Source organism: Planktothrix tepida PCC 9214 (genome assembly GCF_900009145.1).
Taxonomy (GTDB): Bacteria; Cyanobacteriota; Cyanobacteriia; order Cyanobacteriales; family Microcoleaceae; genus Planktothrix; species Planktothrix tepida.
Genome location: NZ_LN889782.1, coordinates 141,231 through 168,090, shown reverse-complemented (window position 1 = coordinate 168,090; position 26,860 = coordinate 141,231). Strand labels below are relative to the sequence as shown.

The following is a 26,860-nucleotide window of genomic DNA, read 5'->3' as shown; positions in this document are numbered from 1 at the left end:
GATTATAGAGCTTTAGGGATTAGGTAGACTGGGAAAACGCACCATAAAACAGCTACCCTTTCCTAATTCACTGGTAACGGTAATTTCTCCTTGATGATGTTGGGCTAAAGTTTGAGCGATCGCTAATCCTAACCCACATCCGCCTTCTCGTCGAGTTCGAGCTTGATCAGCACGCCATAACCGATCAAAAATTAAGGGTAAATGTTCAGAAGAAATCCCAATTCCCGTATCTTTGATGCACACCCAAACCCATTTTTCTCTTTTTTCTAATGATACCATAACTTTTCCCCCAGTATCAGTATAATAAATTGCATTTTCAATTAAGTTTAGGAATAATCGCCAAAGTTGATTTCCATCGCCTTTTAAGTTGACTTCACTCTGAATATCTAAGTTTAACTTAACTTCTTTTTGTTCAGCTTTAGGAGAGAGAAATTCGACTAAATCTTCTAACAGTTCATGGAGAGGAATAATTATCCACTTTGTACTGATAGAAATAGAGGGTTGATCTGTGCGCGCTAGGAGTAATAAATCTTCTACTAAGCTTGTCATTTGATTGATACCACTAGCGATGGCTTTTAATTTATCAATATCAGCCGGATGAATGCGTTCGGGATGACTTTGCATAACTTCTACACAAGTTCTAATTCCCGCTAAAGGATTTCTCAATTCATGGGACGCATCGGCGGTAAATTGTTTGAGTTTTTCAAAGCTTCGTTCAATGGGTTTTAAAGATTGTTTGGTTAACCACATTCCTCCAAAAGCTGTTAATCCTGATACTAAAATTCCCCCCAACATCATCCCTAATCTTAATTTTTTGAGTACCATTTCAATAGATTCTGTAGACTCACTGATTCGGACATAACCCATAATTTTTTTTTGTACTTTGGGTTCTTGGTTCACTTGTAAAGTTAGGGTACGAATTTTCTGATTATTGACGGTATAAGTTTGATTATAATGGGATAAATCAATAAGAGGAAAAACTTTCCCTGCTTTAGCAATTCGTTGGCGGTTCTGATCAAACCATTCAACTCCTTGACTCGGTTGCTGAATATTTTGCCAAGGAATATCTAAATCCCCATCATTATCTAATTGCAGATAATTAGGCTCTTTAATATTTATTTTCTGTTCTTTTATTTCTGCTAAACTATGAATAGCTGCATCTGCTAAGGTTAGTAATTGACGGTCTAGTTGTTGATATAAACTAAAGGAAAAAAATTCATAGACAGCAATCATTGAAGTTGCAGAGATTGCCATCATCACCCCTAAATAGGAGAGTAATAACCGCCAGCTTAAAGATCTAAATTCAGGATTAATCACGTTGCGTTTTGAGTCGATATCCCAAGCCATATACTGTCTCAATTAATGTAGAGGATGCTCCCACTATTTTCAGTTTTTGCCTTAACCGTTTAATATGGGTTTTAACTGTATCATCACCCGGAATATCTTCAAAAGACCAAAGGTGATCTAAAATCATTTCTCGTGAAAGCACTCGTCCAGGATTTCGCAAAAATAATTCTAACAACCCATATTCTTTAGGCGTTAAAGATAAAATTTTTTCACAATATGTTACTTCACAACTATTGGGATCTAGGCGAAGATTTTCCCATTCTAATACAGGAGGCAAAGCGGAATTTCCTCGCCTTAATAAAGCTCGAACTCTAGCTAATAACTCTTGTAAATCAAACGGTTTAATCACATAATCGTCAGCCCCCACATCTAACCCTAATACTTTATCGGCACTGGTATCTTTGGCTGTTAACATCAATACAGGTGTTGTATTCCCTCGTTGTCTTAATTGTTGACAAAACTGAATCCCATTGAGTCGAGGTAACATCACATCTAATATAATCACATCATAAGCAGCCGATTCCACAAACTCCCACCCCATCTGACCATCATGAACAACATCCACTACATAATGATGATCCATGAAGGCTTCAGCTAAGGCTTTTGTAATTCGTTCATCATCTTCGACTAATAAAATCCTCATGTTTGTTAATCAATACAACCTAAAATTTAATCCAAGGCTACCGTAGAAAAGGGGGTCGTTTTGTATCAGTATCGGGTTTATTTTTAGCAGATTCAGCGAGGAACCGTTTTAAAGCTTTTTCGCGGTTTTTCATAAAAGCACTCCAAAAGCCGGGTTGAAACTCATCCATCGTTTTCGCTAAAGCCCAAACATCGATAGCTAGGATGTTGTACAATCGTTCGTCTTCGCGCTTGAGCGTGTTAATCTGCTCTAGTAGTTTGCGTTTAATATTAGCAGTTGATTGATCTTCGTCGTTAGTTGTCATGTTGAACGTCCGATGACAAGGTATATCCGAACCCTGCTTTGTTTCCAGAAGCCAGCGTTGAATATAGAAATATAGGTTTTCTCTAATAAACCATTAAACAGAGTCCTAGCTTAAAATCAGAGAGTGAATTTTCGCGGACGAATAGTGATTTATAATATGTTACGTCAAACTTCTCTGGGCGCCCTGGGTTTAGTGGTAGGTGGAATTTTAACCGTAGTGGGTTTTGCAGCTTATTTTGCAGATAATGCTACCTTAAATTTAGCTGGATTTTTCTATGGTATTCCCCTATTATTGGGGGGACTCGCCCTCAAAGCAGCAGAATTAAAACCCATTCCGATGACTCAAGCGACATCCTCTGAGGTTTTAGCGGTACGAGAGCAACAAGCCACAGAGACTCAGAATCAAATCCGCAAAGATGTCACCCGTTATCGCTATGGCCAAGAAGCCCATTTATCTGATACCTTAGAACGTCTGGCACTGGGCTCCAACCGAGAAGAACGTCCTGTCCTCCAAGGGATTCGAGAAACCCTCATTAATGGTTCCTATACCCTGATTTTACAGTTTTATTCCCCCTTGATATCCCTAGACACTTGGCAAAATAAACAAGAGAAAATCGCTAAGTTCTTTGGCCCTGGTCTTAAAGTTGAAATTACCCAACCCCAAGAAGAACAGATTGATGTGGCTTTAATTGTAGAAAATTAAATCCTAGGAAATAAGGCTGGGGGGTGGCAACCCGCCCGAAATGCTGATGGGGGAAAAATAGACAGCCAAGCTTTTATCAACCCTGTTGATATGCTGTAACCCTTATTAGGTCTATATCTTAACCCTCTTTGTCACCCCCCCCCAGATCATTTCTAAACTTTTCTACAGCGTTGGTCAACGTCAGGGGGTGAAAGTTACTTCTCTAACCGCACCGCATACCATTGCAGATATTGACCTGCACCCACATCTAGGTCACAGCTTGTATCAAGCAGATACTTGGCTTGTTCTTCAATGGTGGTAAAGCACTGTAAATCTCTGGGTAAGTTGTCTTGACACTCCGCCAAAACTGATTTGAGCTTAGACAGCAGTTCCTCAGCACTCAAGAACTGTTCGGGTTGGTTCGTTTCTAACACCACAAAGGTGTCTTCGTTGTACATTAAGGCATCTGGCATAGGTAATTTCTTAATATTTGATTGTGATCGAGTGGAAGACGGTCATAATACGGGACAATTGTGACTACCCCCATGTTACGATCAAGTTGAATACCGATAATTCCGACCGAATTACTGGGGTTTGAAAACAATCGGGTTGAACTGGAGTTGATCACAACCGCAACGCTGAACCCGTAGAAGTTTTTTATTGAAGAAGGGATCACACGCTCATGACTCTATCTGCAACATCTCCCAAGGTGAGTAAACCATCGAAAGTTGAAGGACTGAAAGAACGTAGCAATTTCTTGCGGGAACCCCTCGCAACAGAACTGTTAAACGATTTGAACTTCTTCTCTGAGGATGCGATTCAAATTCTCAAGTTTCACGGTTCTTACCAACAAGATAACCGAGATAATCGAGTTAAGGGACAGGAAAGAGACTATGGAATGATGCTGCGAACCCGCAGTCCTGGGGGGTTTATTCCACCTCAATTGTATTTAACTCTGGATCGCTTATCCGATGAATATGGCAACCATACAATTCGGGCTACCACTCGTCAAGGGTTCCAGTTACATGGAGTTTTAAAGAAAAATCTTAAAACAGTTTTGGCTTCTATTATTAATAGTATGGGGTCAACTTTAGGAGCTTGTGGAGATATTAACCGCAACGTTTTAGCACCTCCAGCACCTTATAAAAATCGTCCTGAGTATGAATATGCCCGGACTTATGCCAATAATATTGCTGATTTGCTTGCCCCCCAAACAGGAGCTTATTATGAGATCTGGTTAGATGGGGAAAAATTTATTACCGCAGAAGAAGATCCAGAAGTTAAAGCGGCTCGTCTTCGCAATACAAATGGTACGAATTATACGGACTCGGAAGAACCGATTTATGGCACTTATTATATGCCCCGCAAGTTTAAATGTGCGGTAACAGTTCCCGGAGATAATTCCCTGGATATCTATACTCAAGATTTGGGTTTAGTGGTGATTACTAATGCAGCCGGAGAGTTAGAAGGATTTAATATTTTAGCTGGGGGTGGCTTAGGACGGACTCATAATAAAGAAGAAACCTTTGCCCGTATGGCTGATGAAATTGGCTATGTGGATAAAGCAGATATTTATGATGTGGTGAAAGCCATTGTTGCGACTCAACGAGATTATGGCGATCGCACCAACCGACGTCACGCCAGACTGAAATATTTAATTCATGATTGGGGTGTGAATCAATTCCGTGAAAAAGCTGAAGAATATTTCGGAAAATCCTTTCAACCGTTTAAACCTTTACCCGCTTGGAACTATGAAGATTATTTAGGGTGGCATGAACAAGGAGATGGGAAATTATTCCTGGGAATTTCCGTTGATAATGGTCGGATTAAAGATGAAGGAAATTTCCGCCTGAAAACGGTTTTACGCCAAATTGTAGAACAGTTTCACGTCCCGATGTTAGTCACGGCGAGTCAAAATGTAATTCTGTATGAAATTTCCCCAGAGGTTCAACCCAAGATTCAAACCCTCCTTAAAGAACATGGGATTAAAACCGAAACGGAAATTGATCCCCTAGAACGTTATTCAATGGCGTGTCCGGCGTTACCGACCTGCGGATTGGCGATGACAGAATCAGAACGGGTCATCCCTAGTCTATTGGGACGGATTCGGGTATTGTTGGACAATGTGGGTTTGCAACAAGAGCATTTTGTCATTCGGATGACGGGATGCCCTAACGGTTGTGCTCGACCCTACATGGCGGAGTTAGGCTTTGTTGGGAGTGCTCCTGATACCTATCAAATTTGGTTAGGGGGTTCTCCGAATCAGACACGATTGGCTGAAGCTTTTGTGGATCGCTTATCGATTCATGATCTCGAAACTTTTCTGACTCCCATCTTAGTTTATTTTAAACAGGATCGGAAACCCGGAGAGAGTTTTGGGGATTTTTGCTATCGTGTCGGCTTTGATGCGCTTCGCAAGTTTATAACCTCTTACTCAACGACTGTCTCAATGAACATTGAAACTCAAGAAGCGCCCGTTTTTACGGGTAGCCAGACCCTACCAGAGATTAGCGATTCTGATGCTCCCCTAGATACGAGCAAAATCCGACATCGGGTTAGTGTTCGAGATTCCATTTATAATCAGTTAAAAGCTGAATCTAAACGATTGGGGAAACCAGTGGTTGAGTTAGCCACTCAAGCAATTGAAGAATATTTAGAAAAACTGAAAGTCCAGTAGTTAGGTTGAATGGGGAGGATTTTAGGTTAGAGTATCTAACCGAGTCTTTAATCCTTTATTACCAATGGTTCAACTTCAACGCATTGCGATCGCTCCTGAACAAATTCAAGACGAACACCTGATTTTAACGGCTGAACAACAGCATTATTTAGGTCGAGTGTTACGGTTGAAACAGGGCGATCGCTTTATTATTATTATTGAAGGTCAGGGTCAATGGTGGATAGTAGAATTAATCGTTAATTTACCTTCTGTTTCTCCCCAAGCTAAATTAATCGAAACGGTCTCAATACAAACTGAATTACCCGTTGAAATTATATTAATCATAGCCTTACCCAAAGGAGATGGATTTGAGGAAATTGTGCGCTGTTGTACGGAATTAGGTGTAACACAATTTATCCCTGTTATTAGTAAAAGAACTCTCTTAAAACCCAGTCCTCAAAAGGTAGAACGGTGGCGCAGAATTGCTACAGAAGCCGCAGAACAATCGGAACGTCAGATTATTCCCAAAATTTATGATCCGGTTTCGTTTCCACAAGGATTATTAACCCTATCAACCTTTAAAAGTAACACTCAATCTTCTGTTCAATATATTTTTGAAAGTCGAGGAAATTATCAACCTTTTATGTTAGAATTAATGTCAATTATAGCTGATAAAATACCCGATAAAATCATGATTGCAACAGGGCCAGAAGGGGGGTGGACGGAAGAAGAAATTCAAGCAGCGATTAGTATGGGATTTCAACCCGTCTCGTTAGGAAAACGCATCTTAAGAGCCGTTACAGCACCGATTGTAGCAGTATCTCAGATGATGGGTATTATAGAACACAAACAATACTTCTAATTTTTCTTGCTAAATTATCCGTCCGTTTCGGAATATAAAAATTATTGTTTTTTAAGGTTTCCCCGACTTGATTAAACGTCTCAATACACAAATTCAACCGTTCTCGATATTCCGAAAATGTCATTTTTTCAATATATTGGAATAACTCTTGAGGATGATTAAACTCACAATAGTCTAAAAAACTATTTTGGGGAAAATCCTCATAAATTGTTGAATTCTGTCCACCGTAATAAATCGGTAAACAGCCGCCAATAATCGCATCCCAAATTTTTTCAGTACAATAATGGGGAGCTATGGTATTTTCAAAACACAGATTAAAATGATAATCTTGGAGAATTTCAAACTTGCGATTTGTCCAGTCTCCATCCCTAGAGTCTTCGATGGTTACTCCCGCTTCCCAACCTTTTCCATAAATATCAACTTTCCCTAAGCGATGACCTTCTAAAGCAATGTGATTTCGGATTTCATACAAATCAATACTATTTCCATCCCGAACTAAAGTCGTAAAGCCAGCAACCGGATGTTTTGACATCAACGCCACAATTATTTTGTCTTGCGGTCGCCAAAAATCATCCTCAATTATTGGGTTTAAGGGTTGGCTAAACACATTACTCCGCCAAATACATAAACTATAATTATTTAAAAATACGTCTCCCGTGTAAATATTCATAATATGGATATCTACACCCTCTACATTAATTTTATTCTCAAAATTTAGATCAAACCGAGGTTCTTCGGTATATAAAAGGTATTTTTTGATCTGACCATATTGACGAGCAAAACTTTCTAAAACGACAAAATATTGAGAAATAATAAGATCTGCTTCTCGGAGATCTTGTGTCACCTCAATTCCTTGATCTTTAAGACCAGAAAAGACTTGTTTTTGATAACCAGAAGATTGCTGATTAATCATACTATATAAACCGGGGTCAGCTTGGAAAATTTTAATAATTTTTGAGTCTGGACGTTTAGGGTTATCTGAGAGTTGAACTGTTTTCCCTTGGATTAACATTTCTCGCAAATGGTTATGGGGAGGAAAAAGAACTGCTCCTTCAAAGGTTAATAATTGGTTATAATATTCTAAAGCTTGGTTCCAGTGACCCAATTTAATGCAAGAATAACCTAAGTTTTGATAACTATCAATTAAATCTGGGTTTAATTCAATTGTTTTTAAATAATTTGCGATCGCATTTTCCCATTGATGATCTTGGAAATAAGCATAACCTAAACCATAGTAACTCCAGACAAAATCCGGTTGTAATTGTAAAGCTTTTAAATAAGCTTCAATCGCAGGTTTCCATAATCTTAATTGCATCAAACTATTTGCCATAAAAAAATATGACTGAGGAAAATTAGGATTAAGGGTTATTTCCTGTTGAAAAGCTGCGATCGCATTTTCCCAGTCTTGCAAATTCCAATAAATCTCTCCAATTTGATAATGAATCAAAGGGGTGTTCGGTTGAATTTTAATCACTTTTTGATAATTGATCAGAGCTTGTTGCCAATTCTTCTGTTGATAATGTTGTTGACCTAGATTAATATAGGTTTCCAGCATCGAATGATTATCCATAAATAAATCTTTACCACTATTTTTTATAATTTTATCAAATTATAGCAAGTTTAAATCAGTTGTAGAAATGAGTTAAAATCAAATTTATCGGCGGGATGAGGCGTGTCCAAAATTCGTTAACTTAAGTTGAAAAGCCTTGAAATAAATTTCGGGCTTCGGAGCCAAAACCCGTTAAAACGGGTTAATGAAGAATGATCTGAGTCATCTTTAGATGACTTCAGCTTTTAGCCCGAAATTTATTTCTGGGCTTTTCAACTTAAGTTGACACCCTTTGGGAACGCCTCGACCCTAAACAGGGATTTCTGTCTATTTTTTAGGATTAATAATCCTGATAATTAGGATTGTATAATCCATTTAGGATTCTTTCTATATCAGCAAAAAATGTTGAAAATTATTCAATTATTTTCTTTGCTATTTTTAGCATAAAATACCGTTATCAACCCACCTTCCCCGACAAATGACTAAAATCTGAATCACAATTGTCAAAAAATCTTGCCGATTCTCAAAAACGAGGTTAAATTGATACTAATACCCGAAGTATCTACCCCAGTACCATGAACTCACGTCTAGGATTAATCGCTTTACTCACTTTATTAACCAGTTTAACCTTAACAATTCCCTCTCCACTCCTATTGGGGAAAAAATTTGAGAGGGGTAATAGAGTATTCGCCCAAACGGTTACAGAACGAAAAGCCGAAGCAGACCGATTATTCAATCAGGGAATACAACAATATACAACTAGCCAATACCAAGCCGCAATTCAGTCTTGGGAAACTGCATTAAACATTTATCGTGAAATCGGCGATCGCAATGGAGAAGGAAGTGTTCTCGGTAATTTGGGTATTGCTTACGATAGCTTAGGACAATATCAAAAAGCAATAGAGTTTTATCAACAGTCTTTAACTATTTTCCGTGAAATCGGCGATCGCAATGGAGAAGGAGGTGCTCTCAATACTTTGGGTTCTGCTTACGATAGCTTAGGACAATATCAAAAAGCAATTGAGTTTTATCAACAGTCTTTAACTATTAAACGTGAAATCGGCGATCGCAATGGAGAAGGAAATGCTCTCAATAATTTGGGTATTGCTTACCGTAACTTAGGACAATATCAAAAAGTAATAGAGTTTTTTCAACAGTCTTTAACTATTAAACGTGAAATCGGCGATCGCAATGGAGAAGGAAATGCTCTCATAGGTTTGGGTCTTGCTTACAATAACTTAGGACAATATCAAAAAGCAATTGAGTTTTTTCAACAGTCTTTAACTATTTTACGTGAAATCGGCGATCGCAATGGAGAAGGAAATGCTCTCATAGGTTTGGGTAATGCTTACGGTAGCTTAGGACAATATCAAAAAGCAATTGAGTTTTATCAACAGTCTTTAACTATTTTCCGTGAAATCGGCGATCGCAATGGAGAAGGAAGTGTTCTCGGTAATTTGGGTTCTGCTTACGGTAGCTTAGGACAATATCAAAAAGCAATTGAGTTTTTTCAACAGTCTTTAACTATTACCCGTGAAATCGGCGATCGCAATGGAGAAGGAAGTGTTCTCGGTAATTTGGGTCTTGCTTACAAGAGCTTAGGACAATATCAAAAAGCAATTGAGTTTTATCAACAGTCTTTAACCATTGCCCGTGAAATCGGCGATCGCAATGGAGAAGGACTTGCTCTCAGTAATTTGGGTTCTGCTTACTATAGCTTAGGACAATATCAAAAAGCAATTGAGTTTTTTCAACAGTCTTTAACCATTGCCCGTGAAATCGGCGATCGCAATGGAGAAGGAGGTGCTCTCATAGGTTTGGGTTATGCTTACAATAGCTTAGGACAATATCAAAAAGCAATTGAGTTTTATCAACAGTCTTTAACTATTAAACGTGAAATCGGCGATCGCAATGGAGAAGGAGGTGCTCTCATAGGTTTGGGTAATGCTTACAATAGCTTAGGACAATATCAAAAAGCAATTGAGTTTTATCAACAGTCTTTAACTATTAAACGTGAAATCGGCGATCGCAATGGAGAAGGAAATGCTCTCAATAATTTGGGTATTGCTTACCGTAACTTAGGACAATATCAAAAAGCAATTGAGTTTTTTCAACAGTCTTTAACTATTTTACGTGAAATCGGCGATCGCAATGGAGAAGGAAATGCTCTCATAGGTTTGGGTGCTGCTTTGTTTGAATTGAAGAATTTTCCTGAAGCTGAAAAATATCTGTTTTCTAGTCTCGAAGTTAAGGAATCTCTGCGACAAGGAATTCAAGACGACCTCGATAAAGTATCTCTTTCCGACACTCAACGCAATTCCTATAATCTGCTTCAACAAGTTTTAATTGCTCAAAATAAAACTGAGCCAGCTTTAGAAGTTTCTGAACGAGGTCGGGGGAGAGCGTTAGTCGAGTTATTAACTCAACGATTCAACCCCAATTCCGAACCCTTTTCTCCGGTTGTTTCTTTAGCCCAACTCCAAGCCATTGCTCGACAACAAAATGCAACAATTGTTCAATATTCTAGGATTTTTGATGATTTCTCACAAGACGGTAAACAACAATACCTAGAGTCAGAATTATATATTTGGGTAATTAAGCCCACTGGAGAAGTTGAGTTTAGACAAGCCGATCTTAAACTTCTTTGGCAACAACAAAACACCTCTCTAGGTCATCTCATTTTCGCAGCGCGTTGCTTTGGTGATGATGCCTGTAGAAGTGATTTTATTACCGCTTCAGCTAGTTCTAATGTTGTAACTCGTTCTAATTTGAGAAGCACTCCTCTATTTAATTTTCAAGCTGATGATCGTCGAGTAAAAGCACAAAATATCGATATTAATCCGCATCAATATCGAGAGTTAAAACAACTCCATCAACTGTTAATTAAACCCATTGAAGATTTATTACCGACTAACCCAGATGAACCAGTGATTTTTGTTCCCACAGATGCTTTATTTTATCTACCTTTTGCGGCTTTGGTAGATGAGGAAGGAAAATTCTTAATTGAAAAACATACAATTGTAATGTCTCCTGCCATTACTGTGTTAGAAACGACTCACAAACAACGGCAAAATTTGTCTTCTTCTGCCCAAGATATTGTGATTGTGGGTAATCCACAAATGCCGAAACTTGCACCGAGTCAAGGGGAAGAACCTCAACCGTTAGCTTCCCTTCGCTATGCTGAAAAAGAAGCGATTGAGATTGCTAAAATGTTCAATACTTCGGCTTTAATTGGAGCCAATGCAACAGAATCAACGGTAGTTGAACGCTTGAAAACTGCTCGAATTATTCATTTTGCTACTCACGGATTTGTTGATAATATTCAACCTTTAAATAGTAGCGTAGCATTAACTCCTGGGGGTTCGGAGGATGGATTATTAACGGCGGATGAAATTTTTGACTTAAAATTAAATGCAGAATTAGTGGTTTTAAGTGCCTGTGACACTGGACTTGGACAGTTAACCGGGGATGGGATGATTGGGTTATCTCGTTCGTTTTTGAATGCAGGAGTTCCGAGTTTAGTGATGTCGTTATGGGCTGTAGATGATCGAAAAACTTCTCAATTGATGATACAATTTTATCAGAACTTACAGACGACACCCAACAAAGCCCAAGCGTTACGACAAGCGATGTTAACGATTAAAAATCAATATCCTGATCCTTATTATTGGGCGGCGTTTACTTTAATTGGTGAGGGACAATAAGAAGTTGGGAATAAGCAATGGACTGTTTCATTTTCCCAGGCAGATTTTTATGACCTCTCCCCCGACCCATCTCCTGCAAGGAGAGGGGAGAATTTTTGTTACGCTTAAATCAGAAGTTGTATTTAGTATAATAACTCCTCCTTCCCTTGCAGGAAAGGGGGCTGGGGGGTTAGGTCATAAATGAATCTAAAATTTAAGCTACCTGTTAAACTGCGAACGGTAATAATCCCCAGTTTGACAATAATCGGTTTACTGGTAATTCGACAATTGGGGGGGTTACAACCGTTGGAATTAGCCGCCTTTGATAGCATGGTGCGAGTGCGTCCTCAAGCTGACCCTGACCCTCGCCTCTTGATTGTAGAAATTACAGAAGACGATTTACAATCCATCGAACAATGGCCTGTACCTGATGAAATTTTAGCCCAAGTTTTAGCTAATTTGCAACGTTATAATCCCCGTGTGATTGGAATCGATTTATTTCGAGATATTGCTATTCATCCCGGTCATAAAGCGTTAGTTCAACAATTGCAAAAACCAAATATTATTGGCATTAATTTAATTGGGGATGAGGACATTAGGACAATTCCGCCTCCCCCAAAGCTTCCCTCAAAACGCATCGGGTTTGTTAATATTCCTGTTGACCCCGATGGGGTTGTGCGTCGTCAATTAATGTTTACTTCGGGGTTAAAGTCTTTTTCTGTTCAGTTAGCTTTAGCTTATCTTAAACCCCTAGGCATTAAACCAAAATTAACGGTTAATAAGGAATATCAATTAGGCAACGTCATCTTTAAAAAGCTAGAATCAAACTCTGGCGGATATCAAAATATTGATGCAGGCGGATATAAACTTTTATTGAATTATCGAACCCCTAAAAATCTGGCTCATACGGTTACATTAACCGATATTTTACAAAATAAAATTAATCCCAATTTGGTTAAAGATAAAATTGTTTTAATTGGGACATCTGCGCCCAGCATTAAAGATGTTTTCCCCACTCCCTATAGTAGCAGTCAAATTCGACTGCGAGAAATGCCCGGAGTTGTGATTCATGGTCATGCCATTAGTCAAATTCTCAGTGCTGTTTTAGATGAAAAACCTTTGTTTAGATTTTGGTCTGAACTTGTCGAAATTCTCTGGATATTCACTTGGGCAATCTTAGGAGGATATTTGGGGTTTAAATGGAAAAAAACCAGTCTTTTAATTGGAGGCAGCTTACTGTGTTTAAGTGGATTAGGACTCATCAGTTACGGACTTTTTTTGCGGATGTTTTGGGTTCCGGTGGCTGCACCCATGTTAGGATTTATTCTAACCTTTACTGGGACGGTGATTGCTCAAGTTCGGGAATCTCAACAGCAACAATATATGGTGATGAAATTGTTAGGACAACAAACCTCTTCAGATATTGCAGAAACACTTTGGACAGAGCGATCGCATTTAATTAACTCTGGTCTTTTACCCCCAAAAACTCTAACCGCAACGATCCTATTTACTGATTTAAAAAACTTTAGCACCATCGCCGAAAAGCAATCCTCAGAATCCTTAATGATTTGGTTAAATGAATACCTGAGTGCCATGACCGATATTGTTTTAAAACATCAAGGTATTGTGAGTAAATTCACCGGAGATGGGTTAATGGCAGCCTTTGGGGTTCCAGTTGCTAGAACTACATTTGAAGCGATCGCAAAAGATGCTGAAAATGCCGTTAATGCAGCTTTAGAAATGGGTCAACATTTACAGCAACTCAACGAACAATGGCAACAACAAGGATTACCGTCTGTCGGAATGCGAGTAGGAATTTATACTGGAACCGTAACCGTCGGAAGTTTAGGCGGAAAGAATCGTTTAGAATATGGGTTAATTGGAGATAGCGTTAATATTGCATCCCGTTTAGAAAGCTGCGAAAAACACCGAGAAGGTGGCATCTGTCGAATTTTAATCGCTCAAGAAACCTTAAATTATTTAAAGGGCAGATTTGTAGTAGAATCCTGGGGAGAACTAACGTTAAAAGGGAAAGAAATCCCGATTACAGTCTATCAAGTTTTAGGAAAATTTTAAAAGATGGGATCAATCTCATCAACTTATGATATATTTAGATAAAATTAAAATCCAGGGGGCAAAATTGGAATGCTAAAACCCTCATTATTTTTAAAGCTAATTTTTATTGGTTCTACCTTGGCTTTAAACCTATTGCTGATTCCCTTACCCTTACAAGCTCAAGACGACCCTGTACCCCCTGGTACAGGAGGAACAGGAGACACGAAGCCAGGAGGGACACGGGGAACGTGCTTAGGCGATACGACTTCTCAATCCTTAACCGCTCTAATTCCCGCTATAGAACAACGGACAGAACAACCGTTGGAACTAACCACATTACCCCATCCAACAGTTTTAATTTATATCCCAAAAACCGAGGCAAAGATTGTCAAATTTATTATTGTTGAGGATCAATCGAATAAACCTATTTATAAAACAGAAATTAATCTGCAAAAACAACCCGGAATTCTAGCAATAGAAATGCCTAAAAATCAACCGGAACTAAAAGATGAAGTTGTCTATCGTTGGACTGTTTCTTTAGACTGTACTGATTCAATTGATCCTTCTGTTCAAGGATGGATTAAGCGAATTCAACCGAATCCTGAATTAACTCAAGCCTTACAAAAAACTCCTGCTGAACAATGGTTAGTCTATGCTAAAGCCGGAATTTGGTATGATGCGATCGCAACTTTAGCCACCCTGCGTCAAGCTGAACCGAATAATCCCCAATTAGAATCGAATTGGCAAGAACTTCTCCAAAGTGTTAAACTTGATGCTGTGGCAAAAGCGCCTCTAATTCAACCTTAAAAACTAGGTTTTAAGAATTTTTCAAGCAAACATCGTGATGATTTTTTCAATTAACCGTTTTGTGCGGTTTGGGATAAAATATTGATTGTCTTTCATAATTTTAGCCATTTTATTAAACGTATCAATACATAAATTCATCCTGTGCTGATATTCTGACCATTCCATCTGATCAATATAGTTGAAGAGTTCTATGGAACTGTTAAACTGACAATAATCAATAAAGCTATTCGGTGGGAAATCTTCATAAATTGTTGAATCTTCTCCCCCATAATAAATCGGTAAACACCCTGCAATAATCCCATCCCAAATCTTTTCCGTACAATAATAAGGAGCAATGGTATTCTCGAAACAAAGATTAAAATGATAATCTTGTAAAATTTCAAATTTTCTAATTGTCCAATCTCCCTCCCTAGAATCTTCTAAAGACACACCTTCCTCCCAACCTTGACCATAGATATCAACTTTTCCTAAATAATACCCTGTTAAGGCAATTTCACAGCGTAACCCATTCAAATCAATATTCCTTCCCTCTCTCAATAAACTAGAATTCTGCTTTTTCGTCGTTAATGTTACTACTTTTTTCTGTTTTTTGCGATTAAAATCACTGTCTTTTAATAAGGATAAACATTGATTAACAGCATCTACCCTTTTATGCCAAATACAACAAGTATAGTTATTGATAAAAACATCCTCAGTATAGATATTCATAATCTGGATATTAATGTTATTTAAAGAGATTTGTTGAGAAAAATTGATATCAAAGCGAGGTTCTTCCGTATATAAAAAATATCGTTTATAATCTTGATATTTATAACTAAAAAGTTCCAAAATCTTCAAATTTTCAGCAATAATTAAATCTGCCTGTTCTGGGTTAGAGGTAAATTCAATATGATGTTTTTTGAGTTGTTCAATCACAAAATAACTATCAGGACTAAACAAGGGTGAACTAATGGGAAAGGGAAGAAATATTTTAATACTGTTAAGATGATCAATAGTATTGCTGAATTCAATAGGCTGATCTTTGAGTTGGTTTAAAAGATTTTTCCAGTGTTGATCTTGGGGAGAAAGTTCTATTTTCAGTTCAACTGCTTTCTGATAATTTTTTAACGCTTCTTCCCATTCTCCCAACCTCAGATAAGCATAAGCTAAATCTTTATAACAACAATAATAATCTGATTTTAATTGACTAGCACGCTGGTACAGATTAACCGCTTTTTCCCAAGCTTCTAATTTTAAATAAATTTGACCCAAGGCTTGATAACCCCAATAAAAATCTGGTAATAATTCAATTGCTTTTTCATAAGTTTGGGCTGATGCTTGCCAATTTTCTACTACTGCGAAACATTCCCCTAAACGGAAATATGACCAAGGAAAGTCTGATTTGTGGTAAATTGAAACTTGGTAAGTGGCGATCGCTTCTAACCAATCTTGCTGGCGAAAATAAATTTCACCGAGTTTATAAAATGAAAGCCAAAGATTCGGCTGAGATTTAACCGCTTTTTGATAATAAAATCGAGCTTGTTCCCAGATTTCTTGTTGGTAATAAACCTCGGCAATTCTTTCATCAATATGACCTGCATTCGGTTGAAATTCTAAAGTTTTATTATAAGTAGTTATAGCCTTTTCCCATTGTTGAAGTTGAGTAAAAATATTTCCAAGTTCATAATAAGCAAGTTCAAATTTAGGATTTAATTGAATAGAATACTGATACAGATTAATGGCTAAATTAACTTGATTTTGTTGGTAATAGTAAGTAGCTAATTTCTGATAAATAACTGCACCCAACCCCGGTTTTTGCTGAAATTTAACAAAGAAATGAGCGATCGCTTTCTGAACTCGATCATCATCAAGCCGAGCAAAAAAAGGTATTAAATTCTCAACAATTTCTTCACTAGAAGCCACATATAAATCAACAGAAATAGGAAATTCAGACATAATTAAGGGAATAGGGAATAAGGTGAAAAATAGTCTCCCTTAAGGTTCAGGAGTAGTCTATTTCAATCACTATAACAAGTCTAAATCAGTTGTAGAAATGACTTAAAATCCAAGTCATCATAGGGGCGAGGCACGCCCAAAGTCCGTCAACTTAACCCTAAAAGCCTTGAAATAAATTTCAGGCTTAAAGCTAAAGTCATCTAAAGATAACTGAAGGCTTGTCTTTCTTAACCCGTTTTAACGGGTTTGAGCTTTTAGCCCGAAATTTATTTCAGGGCATTAGGACTTAAGGAGGTTAAGCAATACATTAAATCAACAAAAAAACAACCCCAAATCGGGGTTGCTTATCCTGTTAATAACGTGAATTAAAGTTTCGTTCCACACTCAGGACAGAAATGATTGCTGCCTACATTTTTCGCGCCACAATTGCTGCAATATACTAACTCAATGGTTTCGAGTTTTGTCCGTTCGGGTAAACCAATCATTTGAGCATTGCTCTTACCCGGTGCTACCATCGGATAACAGTTTTCATCCCGTTTCACCTGAACATCCATCAACACTGGGCCATCATAAGCCAACATTTCTGCAATAGCATCTTTGAGTTCCTCCCGGCGAGTCACCTTAATCCCCTTCACCCCGTAAGCCTGGGCTAACATCACAAAGTCAGGCATTCCGGGCTGCATATTAGAAGAAGAATAGCGCTCGCCATAGAAGGTTTCTTGCCACTGACGCACCATGCCTTGCCAACCATTATTGACAATCACGGTTTTCACATGAATGCCATATTGACTCAGGGTTCCCAACTCCTGAATATTCATCTGAATACTGGCATCCCCAGCCACACAAATCACTTCTTCATTGGGTAGGGCAGTTTTTGCTCCCATCGCTGCGGGCATTCCATAGCCCATCGTCCCTAAGCCAGCACTGGAAATCCACTGACGGGGGCCATTTTTCAGGAATTGAGCCGCCCACATTTGGTGCTGTCCCACATCCGTTGTGTAGTAGGCATTTGGAGCCATTTTCCCCAAGGTGTCAATCACCTCTTGAGGAGAAAGTTCATCCTCGTAGTTCGGCACAATTAAAGGATAATCTTCTCGCCAATGGTCAATTCGTTGTAACCATTCCGCCGTTTGGGTGGTTTCAGTTCCACCTCCGGTTTCATGACATCGACGTAACAAATCCACTAACACCTGTCTAACATCCCCAACAATGGGAACATCGGGGGCGCGGTTTTTCCCAACTTCCGCCGGATCAATATCAATATGAATCACCTTGGCACGGGAGGCAAATTCATCTAGTTTCCCCGTTACCCGGTCATCAAAACGGGCACCAACGGCAATTAATAAATCACATTCTGTCACCGCAAAATTCGCATAGGCGGTGCCGTGCATTCCCAACATTCCCACCGATAGGGGATGGCTTTCATCAAACGACCCCTTACCCATGAGGGTTGTTGTCACAGGTAGGTTAAACAGTTCTGCTAACTCTTGAATTTCCGAATGGGCTCCAGCAGAAATCGCGCCTCCCCCCACATATAACAACGGTCGTTCTGCTTGGCGAATTAATTTAATCGCTTGATTAATTTGGCGAGTATTGCCTTTGACCGTTGGCCGATATCCGGGTAAGGTGACTTCCCCAGGATTAACGGGAATATAATCAAATTCTTCTAAACCTACATCTTTAGGAATATCAATTAAAACCGGGCCAGGACGTCCACTACTGGCAATATGGAACGCTTCAGCCACAATTTGAGGCATATCCTTGGGATCACGCACCACATAGGAATGCTTCACAATCGGAAGGGTGATTCCATAGATATCCGTTTCTTGGAACGCATCTGTACCAATGGCAGCACGAGGAACTTGTCCTGTGATCACCACCATTGGAATTGAATCCATTTGGGCTGTTGCAATTCCGGTGACTAAATTCGTCGCTCCCGGCCCAGACGTGCCAAAACACACCCCGACTCGACCCGTTGCTCGTGCATAACCATCCGCCGCATGGGCGGCTCCCTGTTCATGGCGCACCAGAATATGTTGCAAATCTCCAGTGGCTTCAAAGCGGTAGAGTTCGTCATAAATCGGTAAAATCGCTCCACCTGGATAACCGAAAATATGCTTTACGCCATGGCGTTTCAAACTATCCATCAAAGCGTAAGCACCCGTTGCCCGTTTTGCAGCTATTTTAGTTTTTAGTTGCACAGTAATTCCTCAAACTGTGTTTTAGTTGACTTGGGGGTAGGTTTTTCAATGCACATAATCACGTTCAAAGATGCTTTTGATTAACCTGCCCATACATAGTTGTTTTATTTTAAAAGTTACCAAGCTCTCACGCTTGAGAAACTGCTACTTTTAACAAGATTTTACAATATCAGCCGCGTGCAGTTTTTAAGGGAATCGGATAGATTTTTCTTCGGCTGAAAATTGCCGAATCTACAGATCGATTCTGAAACCGTCAAGCCAACTGTCCAAAGTATGGTAAAATCTCTCTGGCTCTGGGGCTGGTTCCCCCTTTTGCCTCGTTGTTCATCCGGCTTAGATTAAATTCGGATAGAGGTGTCAGGAGGAACAAACCCATCTTCCATTTTAGAGATCAATTGTAGCATATTTTACAAATAACAGTCTCTTGGCGGTGATATCAAAAGATAGAATGCTAAGTCAGCACCCCGCTCTAAAGAGATGGGGCTATGGGCGGAGCGCAGGCACTGCCAACATTGCCTCTAACTTTAGATAGTTGACCAGCCTGAGTCCGCAACGGACTACGTTACCTGAGTCATGATACCCACGAATGCGACGCTAGTTTGTGGCTCTATCGTTGACCATTAAACAGTCTTACGAGGGGTAAGACAGTGTGGTTAGCCTAACAAGCTCAGATAACATTGGCGAAGCGAACTTTACCCCAGTAATGGGAGTGGGAGAAATCCCGAAAAAACGGGAATCGGCAAATACAACAATTTTTGTCGATTATTTTTCTAGTGACGACTAAACGAAGTATTCAGCTTGAGGAGTGAGGATCTTGAAGAAGATAGAAGCAATTATTCGGCCTTTTAAGCTTGATGAGGTCAAAATCGCCCTGGTCAATGCCGGTATTGTTGGGATGACCGTTTCTGAAGTTAGAGGTTTCGGACGTCAGAAGGGTCAAACGGAACGTTATCGAGGTTCGGAATATACTGTTGAGTTCTTGCAAAAACTCAAAGTCGAAATTGTTGTAGAAGATAGCCAAGTGGATATGGTTTTGGAGAAAGTCATCGCCGCCGCTCGCACCGGGGAAATTGGTGATGGTAAGATCTTTATCTCTCCAGTGGAAGAAATTATCCGCATTCGTACTGGAGAAAAAAACTTAGAAGCCATTTAATTGTTTGTGTAACAAAAAGGGGGATACGGCTTTGTTGTATCCCTGTTTTTCTTTCTGTTCCCTATAATAAAGCCTGAAGTTGAGGTAAAACACCTTGAAAGGCTTGACCTCGATGGGAAAGTTGATGTTTTAATTCCGCAGGCATTTGGGCAAAGGTCATTTGAACTTCAGGAACATAAAAAATCGGATCGTAGCCAAACCCCCCAGTTCCCTGCGGTTCCAGAGTGATGGTTCCTTGACAAATTCCTTCATACTCGATAGCAATAGAACCATCGGGAGGCGCAACAGCTACAGCACAGATAAATTGAGCATTGCGGTTGGGAGTATCCCCCAGTTCCTTCAGCAGTCGCACAATACATTCTGCTTCTGTGGGTGCATAACGAGCAGAATACAGTCCGGGTGCGCCATTTAACGCTTCAACGGCTAACCCCGAATCATCCGCGATCGCCCATTCTCCCGTTGCTAACGCCACTTGCGACGCTTTCAAACCCGCATTTTCAATAAACGTTGTTCCCGTTTCTTCTATTTCTAAATCTTGAGGCTTAAGCTGCAATTCAATCTCTAAACCCTCCAAATAAGCCTGCATTTCCTTCAACTTACCCAGATTTCCCGTTGCTACAATTAGTTTTTTCATAATTATATTAACTCTTATTATTAATAATTCATAATTCGTAATTCGTAATTCGTAATTCGTAATTATCCAAAAACTGATAACTGATAACTGATAACTGATAACTGATTCCTAGAATTGATTCGCCCAGTTTTTAGCCCAGTTTAGGGTTTCCTGAACCTGATCCAAGGTGAGTGCTTCACAATAGAGGCGTAAAACGGGTTCTGTCCCACTAAAACGAATTAATAACCACCGACCATCGGCGAGGCGATATTTGTAACCATCGACAGCTAAACAATCAACAACAGCTTGTCCCGCAATTTCCTGTAACGGTTGAGTGTCCAATTGTTCAACAAGGCGCGATCGCACGTCCATACTCGCTAACGGTAAATCAATCCGATCATAAGCCGAATCAAAACCCGTTTGTTGTTGTAAACGTTGATAGGTTTGCGTCGGATCTTCCCCCGACTGTACCATGGCTTCTAAGACATACAGCGCCGATAACAACGCATCTCGTTCAGGAATATGGGTTCCGTAGCCTACCCCGCCAGATTCTTCACCCCCGACTAAGACTTCAGTGGTTAACATTCGATCAGCAATATATTTATAACCAATCGGAGTTTCATACAACGATAAATTGAATAATTTAGCAATGCGAGGAATTAAATCAGAACCACTGACGGTTTTAACAATTTCTCCGGTAAATCCTCGACGAGTTGATAAATGTTCAATTAAAACGGGAATTAAAATTTGAGAACTCAGGAAATTGCCATTTTGATCCACCGCCGCAATGCGATCGCTATCCCCATCAAACACAAACCCAATGGCTAAACCCCCATCAGCAGCTTGAAAAGCCTGCAATTCTTCAAATAATTCAGGAATATAACGAGGTAAAGGTTCCGGCGCACCGCCCCCAAAATAAGGATCACGATTTGTATTAATTTCGTGAACTTTATCCCCCAATAATTGGGTTAATCCTCCGGTCGCCGCCCCGTGCATGACATCAGCAAAAACCGTTACTTTTCCTTGATTCAGTGCCTCTTGAATTCCTCCAATATCCACTTTAGAACGCAACGTTTCACAATAACTCGGCCAAGGATTAAAATGTTCTAAAGTTCCGGGTGTTGTTTCAAAAGTAGGAGGTTCCGTTAATAACGCTTCAATTTGTTGGGTAATTTCTGGCCCCACTGAACCGCCAAAAGCTCCTTTAACTTTTAACCCTAAATATTTACCTGGGTTATGACTAGCGGTTAAAACAATCGCCCCTAAAGCTTGTTGTTGATAAGCAATCAACGAAAAAGCCGGAGTAGGAGCGAATGTTTCACTGAGTTTGACATCAAATCCTGCCGTTTGGATGGCGACCGCGGCACATCGGGCAAATTCTTCAGCTAAAAAACGCCGATCATAGCCGACAATTACAGTCCGGCTTCCGGTACTTTCTCCATAGGTTTGATAGATAACCTGGGCTGCAATGGGAGCCACTAAAGCGACTCGTTCAAAGGTGAAGTCCGAAGCAATCACGCCCCGCCAGCCATCGGTTCCAAATTTGATGGGTTGAGTCATCATGAATTTTGCAGTTAACGTTGAACTAAGAATTAAGAATTAAGAACTAAGAATGATACTCTTTAAGCTGTTTCTAGCATAAGTTAAATTTTTCTTAATTCTCAATCTTAAATTCTTAATTCCCAGCTAAAATCCCTATTACTTAAAAAAATGCAGGTTGATGGCGAATTAAATTCAGGAATTCTTCACGGGTTTTTTGTTCATCTTGGAATAGACCCACCATGGCACTGGTAACTGTCCAAGACCCCGGTTTCTGAACGCCGCGCATCGCCATACACATATGGGTTGCCTCCATCACCACCGCGACCCCTTGAGGTTCAAGAATAGTTTTAATCGCTTCAGCAATTTGGCGAGTCAGACGTTCCTGAACTTGCAAACGGCGACTATACATTTCCACAATTCGAGCCAGTTTGCTTAACCCAATGACTTTTTGATTGGGAATATAAGCAACGTGCGCCCGACCCATGAACGGTAACATATGGTGTTCGCACATACTGAAGAACGTAATGTCCCGCACCAGCACCATTTCTTCATGGCCTTCATCAAAAATCGCCCCATTCACCAGATCTTCGAGGGATTGATTGTAACCACTGGTTAAAAACCGCATGGCTTCAGCCACCCGTTTTGGTGTTTTGAGTAACCCTTCGCGTTCAGGATCTTCCCCGACCCCTAACAGCATAGTGCGAACCGCATCCATCATTTGTTCATCACTCACTTCCGTGCAGGGTTGGGAGTGGGTGCTGTGACCATGAGATAAAGTGCGATCGGGTCTAATGGGAAACCCACTGGTGTCTTCATTTTTGGCTTCTGTAATGGAGATCTCTAAATTTTTGACCCCATTGGTGCTTGGTGAGATAGTCATGGTGTATCTTGAATCAAGGTTTAGAAACGACAAAGGTGAATGGTTTTAGAATCGACAGGAAGAACGATTCAAAACGTGCCGATACTCGGCATGAGCGTTAATTCTTCAATAACGGCAACCGTCGGCAATAAGGCGACATAGAGAATTGACTCGGCTACAATCTCTGGTGTCAGCATGGCAGCGCGATCAAAGTCGGCTTTAACGGTTTCGGTTTCCCAAATAGGAGTATTCACAGAACCTGGACACAGGGCTGTCACCCGAATTCCATTCGCACGTTCTTCCATCGCCAGGGTTTTGGATAAGGCCATCAAACCAAATTTACTGACACAGTACGCGCCCCAGTTGGGAAATGTTTGCAAACCAGCAATGGAGACAATATTAATGATGGTTCCAGACCCCCGATCTCGCATTCCTGGTAAAACCCCTTGCACACACTGGAAAACACTGGTCAGATTCAAATCGATCACTCGTTGCCAATCTGCAAGGGATGTGTTGATTAAGTCTCCGGTGTATCCCATGCCTGCATTATTGACGAGAATATCAATCGGGCCAAACGCAGCTACGATACTATCGATTTGGGCATGGACTTGTTCAACTTTTGCCAAGTCCAGGGGAAAGGCTTTCGCTTCTACCCCGAAATTTCGGGCTTCTTTGGCTACCGCTTCTAAGCGATCTTCCTGGCGACTGACTAATGCAATGTCAATCCCGGATGCCGCAAAGGCGAGGGCTGTAGCCCGACCAATGCCACTGCTGGCTCCTGTGATCAAGGCTCTTTTTTGAATGGGAGAAGTCATGTCCGCTTTAAGTCGTCTCCAATGGGACTCGAACAGATGTCACAAATCTGTAAATAATTCAATCTGAGAAATGTGTAAAGATTTGTTACTGTTTTGATTATATCACTAAAAAGCTTTTGGAATTTAGATTTTCCTGGGCAATCGAGATCAAGGTGCGTGATTGGGTTCCTCAGCTTTTTTTACCCGCCAGGTTCTGAAGATTAATGGCAACTTGGTTGAGTTGGTGGACACTACTCCGAGTTTCCCGAATCCCTAAGATACTTTGTTTAGTCCCTTGGTTAATCATATTCATGGCAGTGACAACTTGTTCGACTGCTTGGGCTTGTTGTTGGGAGGTTAAAGAAATTTGTTGGTTAATGACCATGACATCATTGATCCCATTAAACAACTTTTCTAGTGCTATAGCGGTTTGTTGAGATAATTTAATTCCCCCTACAGCATTTTTTTTGCCTGTTTCAGTAACCGAAACCGTTGTCTGGAGGGATTTTTGAATTTCTGTAATTAAATAATTAATTTGAGTAGCCGAATTTTTACTTTGATCGGCTAATTTGCGAATTTCTCCCGCAACCACAACAAACCCTTTGCCATATTCTCCGACTCTCACGGCTTCGACAGAAGCATTCAAAGCTAACATATTGGTTTGATTCGCTAAATCGGTGACTAAATTAGTAATGGTACCAATTTGATTCATTTGGTTATGTAAACCGGTAATTTTGTTAGCAATCTCTTCAACGGTTGATTGTAAAATCGAAATTCCATCTAAGGTTTTTTGAACTAATTGTTTATTTTCTTCGGAAATATGAGCGACTTCAACCGCATTGTCGGCGGCGAGTTTTGCTTGTTCAGCCGACTGGCGAGAACTAGAGCCTAATTCATCAATAGTGGTTGTGGTTTCATTCACCGCAGCAGCTTGTTGAGCCGTAATTCGTTCTTGTTCTTCAACACTACTGGCAATTTGGCTCGAAGAAGTGGCAATTTGATTAATACTATTTAAAATCGGTTTAATAATTCCTCGACTTAAGGTTTTACCTAACATTAACGCCAGGAGGGGACAAACAATCAATGCAGCTATCATTAAAAAAGTAATTATTTTAACATCATTAATCGCTTCTTGTTGGGTGAGTTCACTCCACTCATCATTAATTTCTAAAACCGCAAAAATAGATTGAAAAACTTGAGCAAATTTTTCTCGTTTTTCCTGATGAATTTTATCCAGTTCAGTTCTTAATCTTAAAGCTTCTTCTACTTTAGAAATTTCGGCTCTATCAATCGGATTTTGAGCTTTTAAAAGCAGTAAACTATTCCAGGGATTTCGGATGCCTAATTGATTAAATTGTGCTTCTAAGACTAAGTAACTTTTATGAAATTTAACCCATTGATCCCAATCGATTAAAAATTTTTCATAGCTCTTTTGTTCTGCTTCTGTTTTTCCGGCTTGGGCGTATTCTTCAAATCCCTGATTAATTTGTTCCCATGCTTTTTGAATCCGATTTAATTCTTGTTCTCGTTCTTGATCAGTTAACAAAGGATTCAGCAATAGCCGTTCTGCGGATTGAATTTGGGTTTGCCCTTGATTAATTTTGCTTAAAGAACGAATACTGGGAATTGTATTATACCCCAATTTTTCAATTTGTCCATTGAGACGAAAAACACCATATAAACCAAGAAGAACAATACCAAATACCAGGGCGAAAAATGAACCACTAATTTTAACTTCTAAAGGAATTTTGTTCGTCATATTTTCAAATCTTTTGATTTTCTGACTGCTACTTTTTTCTCCCTGGTATGATCTGATCGTTAAACTTTGGCTTCGGCAAAAACCCCAATATTTCTGAACTTCTGATATCGCATTTCTCGACGCTGCTGGGACGTTAAAGGAAGGAGTTCAGCTAAGGATTTTAAGAGCGCATTTTTGAGCAGTTCTGCCGCTTTTAAAGGGTTGCTATGGGCTCCCCCATCGGGTTCAGATACAACTTCATCAATAATGCCTAATTGTTTGAGATCTTGGGAGGTAATTTTCAGGGCTTGGGCAGCTTGGGGTGCTTGACCCGCATCTTTCCACAAAATCGCAGCACAGGCTTCAGGAGTGGCGACGGTATAGACAGAATGTTCTAACATCAGGAGTTTTTCTCCAACTCCAATCCCTAACGCCCCACCCGAACCCCCTTCACCAATAACTGTACAAATAATCGGAACGTCTAAATCAAACATCTCTCGGAGGTTATAGGCAATGGCTTCGCCTTGACCGAGTTTTTCCGCGTCTACCCCAGCCCAAGCCCCCGGAGTATCAATAAACGTGAGAATGGGCATTCCAAAACGGTTGGCGTGTTCCATTAACCGCATAGCTTTGCGATAGCCTCCGGGGGCTGCCATGCCAAAATTACGGGCGACATTATCTTTGGTATCCCGTCCTTTTTGATGGCCTAGAATCATCACAGGTTGTCCCCCTAAACGGGCAACTCCTCCCACTAAGGCCGGATCATCATAGCCTCGGCGATCGCCATGGAGTTCCATCCATTCATCGGTCATCGCCTGAATATAATCTAAGGTACTGGGTCGTCGGGGATGGCGGGCGAGTTGTAGCCGTTGTAGGGGAGATAAACTACTGAAAATTTCTTGTCGTAGTTGATTGGCGCGGGTTTCGAGTTGTCGAATTTCTTCGGACACATCCACACCATTTTCACTCGCCAATTGACGAATTTGGTCAATACGGCTTTCTAGTTCGACTAGAGGTTTTTCAAAGTCAAGGAGAATTGGTTTTCGATTGGAAGTAGCCACACTCAAATTTACTATTACAGGGGTGAATCTTTTTTAAGATTTTATCTGAAAACGGGGATGTTTGATCCCTAAGCCTCAAAAATACCCAACCAAGCAAAGCCTATTAGCTTTTCACAAAACTTGGAGTAAGCCAAATCATTTGTAATGTTAAACCTCAACATCAACGGAGAAGAAGGAGATAATTAAATATAATAGGAATCTACTTTTTATTGATAATAGGATTATCTAAACAATCTAAAACCAACTGTGCTCTTTTAGCTAACTTAGCCGCAATATCTTTTGCTTCTTTTTCCTGGGTTTCAGGATTAGGAACATTAATAATTTTTACATGATCAGGCTTTTTTTGTAATAGCTCGATACAGTATCGTATCATCATA

General features: G+C 39.9%; 22 protein-coding genes. 8 read left to right on the top strand and 14 right to left on the bottom strand.

Translation table 11 applies throughout. The features are described from left to right. Positions 1 to 12 precede the first annotated feature (12 nt). The 3 genes from PL9214_RS03815 to PL9214_RS03805 are packed head-to-tail and all read right to left on the bottom strand — an operon-like array spanning position 13 to position 2,294. Positions 13 to 1,347 carry a sensor histidine kinase gene (locus tag PL9214_RS03815; RefSeq protein ID WP_072717524.1) on the bottom strand — a complete coding sequence of 445 codons (1,335 nt, stop codon included), beginning with the start codon at positions 1,345 to 1,347 and terminating at the stop codon, positions 13 to 15. After that, positions 1,310 to 1,990: a response regulator transcription factor gene (locus PL9214_RS03810; protein ID WP_072717522.1), complete on the bottom strand. Its 681-nt coding sequence runs from the start codon at positions 1,988 to 1,990 to the stop codon at positions 1,310 to 1,312. Before PL9214_RS03810 ends, PL9214_RS03815 begins: the two co-directional genes overlap by 38 nt. A gap of 37 nt (positions 1,991 to 2,027) precedes the next feature. Next, positions 2,028 to 2,294: a hypothetical protein gene (locus PL9214_RS03805; protein WP_072717520.1), complete on the bottom strand. Its 267-nt coding sequence runs from the start codon at positions 2,292 to 2,294 to the stop codon at positions 2,028 to 2,030. A 156-nt stretch (positions 2,295 to 2,450) separates the two neighbouring features. On the opposite strand from PL9214_RS03805, the gene PL9214_RS03800 reads away from it, so the two are divergent. Next, on the top strand, positions 2,451 to 2,996 hold the full coding sequence (locus tag PL9214_RS03800; protein ID WP_072717518.1) for a DUF2854 domain-containing protein: 546 nt from the start codon (positions 2,451 to 2,453) through the stop codon (positions 2,994 to 2,996). Between the two features lie 194 nt (positions 2,997 to 3,190). On the opposite strand, the gene PL9214_RS03795 is transcribed toward PL9214_RS03800, so the two are convergent. Beyond that, a complete protein-coding gene (locus tag PL9214_RS03795) occupies positions 3,191 to 3,448 on the bottom strand; it encodes a CRR7 family NDH-1 assembly protein (RefSeq protein WP_072717517.1) in 258 nt (85 codons plus the stop codon). A 209-nt stretch (positions 3,449 to 3,657) separates the two neighbouring features. Here PL9214_RS03795 and sir point away from each other — a divergent pair, with 209 nt between their 5' ends. Together sir and PL9214_RS03785 are read left to right on the top strand one after the other, a co-directional pair. Continuing rightward, the gene (gene sir / locus PL9214_RS03790; protein ID WP_072717516.1) at positions 3,658 to 5,652 is read left to right on the top strand and encodes a sulfite reductase, ferredoxin dependent; all 1,995 of its coding nucleotides are present in this window, start codon (positions 3,658 to 3,660) and stop codon (positions 5,650 to 5,652) included. Positions 5,653 to 5,716: 64 nt separating this feature from the next. Next, positions 5,717 to 6,493 (top strand): 16S rRNA (uracil(1498)-N(3))-methyltransferase, encoded by a 777-nt coding sequence (locus tag PL9214_RS03785; RefSeq protein WP_072717514.1) that lies wholly within the window; start codon positions 5,717 to 5,719, stop codon positions 6,491 to 6,493. Here the strand turns inward: PL9214_RS03785 and PL9214_RS03780 are convergent. Continuing rightward, positions 6,468 to 8,063: a tetratricopeptide repeat protein gene (locus PL9214_RS03780; RefSeq protein ID WP_083579870.1), complete on the bottom strand. Its 1,596-nt coding sequence runs from the start codon at positions 8,061 to 8,063 to the stop codon at positions 6,468 to 6,470. The two genes, PL9214_RS03785 and PL9214_RS03780, sit on opposite strands and share 26 nt — an antisense overlap. 554 nt (positions 8,064 to 8,617) lie before the next feature. Here PL9214_RS03780 and PL9214_RS03775 point away from each other — a divergent pair. From PL9214_RS03775 to PL9214_RS03765, 3 genes are all read left to right on the top strand, one after another. After that, positions 8,618 to 11,746, top strand: coding sequence for a tetratricopeptide repeat protein (locus PL9214_RS03775; protein ID WP_072717512.1), 3,129 nt, complete (start codon positions 8,618 to 8,620; stop codon positions 11,744 to 11,746). A gap of 180 nt (positions 11,747 to 11,926) precedes the next feature. Next, positions 11,927 to 13,801 (top strand): CHASE2 domain-containing protein, encoded by a 1,875-nt coding sequence (locus tag PL9214_RS03770; protein WP_072717511.1) that lies wholly within the window; start codon positions 11,927 to 11,929, stop codon positions 13,799 to 13,801. 69 nt (positions 13,802 to 13,870) lie between these two features. Then, the gene (locus PL9214_RS03765) at positions 13,871 to 14,587 is read left to right on the top strand and encodes a DUF928 domain-containing protein (RefSeq protein ID WP_072717510.1); all 717 of its coding nucleotides are present in this window, start codon (positions 13,871 to 13,873) and stop codon (positions 14,585 to 14,587) included. A 21-nt stretch (positions 14,588 to 14,608) separates the two neighbouring features. Here the strand turns inward: PL9214_RS03765 and PL9214_RS29980 are convergent, their stop codons facing one another. After that, complete coding sequence (locus PL9214_RS29980) at positions 14,609 to 16,522, bottom strand: tetratricopeptide repeat protein (protein WP_083579869.1); 1,914 nt, start codon at positions 16,520 to 16,522, stop codon at positions 14,609 to 14,611. 365 nt (positions 16,523 to 16,887) lie between these two features. Further along, a complete protein-coding gene (gene ilvB / locus PL9214_RS03740) occupies positions 16,888 to 18,723 on the bottom strand; it encodes a biosynthetic-type acetolactate synthase large subunit (RefSeq protein ID WP_072717509.1) in 1,836 nt (611 codons plus the stop codon). A gap of 649 nt (positions 18,724 to 19,372) precedes the next feature. Here ilvB and PL9214_RS32645 point away from each other — a divergent pair. Beyond that, positions 19,373 to 19,507: a hypothetical protein gene (locus PL9214_RS32645; RefSeq protein ID WP_281250302.1), complete on the top strand. Its 135-nt coding sequence runs from the start codon at positions 19,373 to 19,375 to the stop codon at positions 19,505 to 19,507. Positions 19,508 to 19,537: 30 nt separating this feature from the next. Continuing rightward, complete coding sequence (locus PL9214_RS03735; RefSeq protein ID WP_072717508.1) at positions 19,538 to 19,876, top strand: P-II family nitrogen regulator; 339 nt, start codon at positions 19,538 to 19,540, stop codon at positions 19,874 to 19,876. 61 nt (positions 19,877 to 19,937) lie between these two features. Here PL9214_RS03735 and rdgB read toward each other — a convergent pair whose 3' ends face one another. From rdgB to PL9214_RS31110, 7 genes are all read right to left on the bottom strand, one after another. Beyond that, positions 19,938 to 20,510 (bottom strand): RdgB/HAM1 family non-canonical purine NTP pyrophosphatase, encoded by a 573-nt coding sequence (gene rdgB / locus PL9214_RS03730; protein ID WP_072717507.1) that lies wholly within the window; start codon positions 20,508 to 20,510, stop codon positions 19,938 to 19,940. A gap of 108 nt (positions 20,511 to 20,618) precedes the next feature. Beyond that, positions 20,619 to 22,049 (bottom strand): phosphoglucomutase/phosphomannomutase family protein, encoded by a 1,431-nt coding sequence (locus PL9214_RS03725; RefSeq protein ID WP_072717505.1) that lies wholly within the window; start codon positions 22,047 to 22,049, stop codon positions 20,619 to 20,621. Between the two features lie 142 nt (positions 22,050 to 22,191). Next, positions 22,192 to 22,911 carry a GTP cyclohydrolase I FolE gene (folE, locus tag PL9214_RS03720; RefSeq protein WP_072717504.1) on the bottom strand — a complete coding sequence of 240 codons (720 nt, stop codon included), beginning with the start codon at positions 22,909 to 22,911 and terminating at the stop codon, positions 22,192 to 22,194. Positions 22,912 to 22,979: 68 nt separating this feature from the next. Further along, positions 22,980 to 23,705 carry an SDR family oxidoreductase gene (locus tag PL9214_RS03715; protein WP_072717502.1) on the bottom strand — a complete coding sequence of 242 codons (726 nt, stop codon included), beginning with the start codon at positions 23,703 to 23,705 and terminating at the stop codon, positions 22,980 to 22,982. Between the two features lie 169 nt (positions 23,706 to 23,874). Further along, on the bottom strand, positions 23,875 to 25,443 hold the full coding sequence (locus PL9214_RS03710; RefSeq protein WP_072717501.1) for a HAMP domain-containing methyl-accepting chemotaxis protein: 1,569 nt from the start codon (positions 25,441 to 25,443) through the stop codon (positions 23,875 to 23,877). 59 nt (positions 25,444 to 25,502) lie between these two features. Then, entirely contained in the window at positions 25,503 to 26,483 is a 981-nt protein-coding gene (gene accA / locus PL9214_RS03705) for an acetyl-CoA carboxylase carboxyl transferase subunit alpha (RefSeq protein ID WP_072717500.1), read from the bottom strand. Between the two features lie 199 nt (positions 26,484 to 26,682). Beyond that, a complete protein-coding gene (locus tag PL9214_RS31110) occupies positions 26,683 to 26,859 on the bottom strand; it encodes a hypothetical protein (protein WP_186440292.1) in 177 nt (58 codons plus the stop codon). Between the last annotated feature and the right edge of the window lies 1 nt (position 26,860).